Origin of the sequence: Sphingomonas sp. PP-CE-1A-559 (assembly GCF_004340965.1) — a bacterium.
Taxonomy (GTDB): Bacteria; Pseudomonadota; Alphaproteobacteria; order Sphingomonadales; family Sphingomonadaceae; genus Sphingomonas.
This window is the reverse complement of sequence record NZ_SLYA01000028.1, coordinates 1-2,189: the sequence shown is the minus strand read 5'-3', so window position 1 is coordinate 2,189 and position 2,189 is coordinate 1. Positions and strand designations below refer to the sequence as shown.

At 60.7% G+C, this 2,189-nt stretch carries 2 protein-coding genes and 1 other annotated feature; both genes read left to right on the top strand.

The window, feature by feature from the left end:
- Positions 1-228: hypothetical protein (locus C8J42_RS20395; protein WP_207897200.1), on the top strand; the 228-nt coding region annotated here is incomplete at its 5' end.
- A gap of 462 nt (positions 229-690) precedes the next feature.
- Positions 691-1,922 (top strand): IS3 family transposase gene (locus C8J42_RS19895; protein ID WP_243644646.1). Its coding sequence is split into 2 segments (ribosomal slippage): positions 691-985 and positions 985-1,922, totalling 1,233 coding nucleotides; the frame shifts between segments, so codons are not numbered across the junction.
- Positions 975-1,091, top strand: a sequence feature (AL1L pseudoknot). Its footprint overlaps the gene before it by 117 nt.
- Positions 1,923-2,189 lie beyond the last annotated feature (267 nt).

Sequence of the window (2,189 nt, the reverse complement as noted above, 5' to 3'; positions counted from 1 at the left end):
ATCTCTTCCGGCTTGTGCTTTTTCGCAGGCATTCGTCGTCCCTTCCTTGATCCAGACTCTCATAGTCGATGGACCGCTCAGAAGGGGGCAGCTCAGGTAACCACCACCCTCAGCGTTGGGATGCAGAATTCACGGATTTCGCATCGGGCAGAGAACGGCTGGAAAGCTGGGTGTCCGCCGATGCAAAAACCTGATGCATTTGGCGAGCGCATTCGATGGCAGGTTTAACAGAGTCCGGCCCCGAAAGCCGCCCGGCCGCTTTCCTTCCCAACCCGGACATTCCCAAAATTCGATCGCTCGCGAGAACGCCGGCTCGGGCATGAACGCCCAAACCCAGCCGTTGGGAGAGGGTAGACCCTATTCCCGATAGCGGACATTATGCCGACGTGACTAATCAACCCTCGCAAACCAAACTTTGGCTATTCCGGTTCGTTGCTGCCGTCTGGTTGGCGACTGCCATCCCGATTATCCTGTTGAGTGCTTTCCTTCTCGAACTGCCATTGTGGCCGACGTTTGGCCCAGACAGCACAACGGAGGGCATAGTGCTATGGGCGGTGATTGCGGCGTGGTTCTACGTCACACCAGTCGTGTTGATAGGCGTACGTCGTCGCTTAAACAGACGGTCTGCTTTTTAGGCGAGTGAACCGCCCCGGGTTTGTCGGAGGCTCCAACTCCTGAGAAGGTGGAGTCATGACGAGCAAGACGACCAACAAGTTTGCGCCCGAAGTCCGCGAGCGAGCGGTGCGGATGGTTTTCGATCACGAGCGGGATCACCCGTCCAGGTGGGCGACCGTGGTATCGATTGCCGAGAAGATCGGCTGCGTTCCGCAGACGCTGCATGAGTGGGTGAAGAAGGCCGAGGTCGATAGCGGCAAGCGCGGCGGTGTTCCGACCGAGGTGGCCGACAAGATGAAGGCGCTGGAGCGCGAGGTCCGTGAACTGCGGCAAGCCAACGAGATCTTGCGTAAGGCGTCGGCATATTTCGCGCAGGCGGAGCTCGACCGCCCGTTCCGGCGATGATCGCTTTCATTGACGATCACCGCGATGCCTATGGGGTCGAGCCGATCTGCCGTGTCCTGCCGATCGCCCCATCCACCTACTACGAGCACGTGGCGCACCGACAGGATCCATCGCGTCTGTCGGCACGGGCGCGTGAGGATCTGATCCTCAAGCCCGAGATCGCTCGCGTGTTCGCAGAGAATTTCGCGGTCTACGGCGTGCGCAAGGTCTGGCGGCAGATGGTGCGGGAGGGCTTTGTGGTCGCGCGCTGTACCGTGGAACGGCTGATGCGCGAGATGGGCTTGGCGGGGGTAATCCGCGGCAAGCCGGTGCGCACGACCATCAGCGATAAAGCGGCGCCGTGCCCGCGCGATCACGTCAACCGGCAGTTCTACGCCCCAGCGCCGAACATGCTGTGGGTGTCGGACTTTACCTACGTCGCGACCTGGGCGGGGTTCGTCTACGTCGCCTTTGTCATCGACACCTACGCCCGCCGAATCGTCGGATGGCGTGCCAGCAGGACAGCACATGCCAGCTTCGTCCTGGATGCACTCGAGCAGGCGCTTCATGACCGAAGGCCGGTCCACCGTGGCGGCCTGGTTCACCACAGCGACCGCGGGTCGCAATACGTGTCTATCAAGTACACCGAGCGCCTCGCGGAGGCCGGCATCGAGCCGTCAGTCGGCAGTGTCGGCGACAGCTACGACAACGCTTTGGCCGAGACGATCAACGGACTGTACAAAGCCGAGGTGATCCACCGGCGCGGACCCTGGCGCAGTTTCGAAGCCGTCGAGTACGCCACGCTCGAATGGGTCGACTGGTTCAACCATCGTCGGCTGCTGGAGCCCATCGGGAACATCCCGCCTGCCGAAGCCGAAGATCAATATTATGCTGCTGCAGACAACATCGATATGGCAGCATGACTCACAACCCAAGGCCTCCGGCAGACCCGGGGCGGTTCAGAGCGCTCCTAAGCAGACAGTCCGCTTTCCTTCCCATTCCGGCCATTCCGCTCACGCCCAAACCCGGACGTTCCGATCGGCAGCTTGCAATCTCGAAAGCGGACATCCGTTCATCGCCACATTGATGCAAAAATCAAACAGACTGTGTGGAAAGTCGTGAACAGCGCGGTCGGTGTCAGCGATTTCCAGTCTCGAGCGGTTCGAGAACCAAATGGCCCGAAGGTGGCC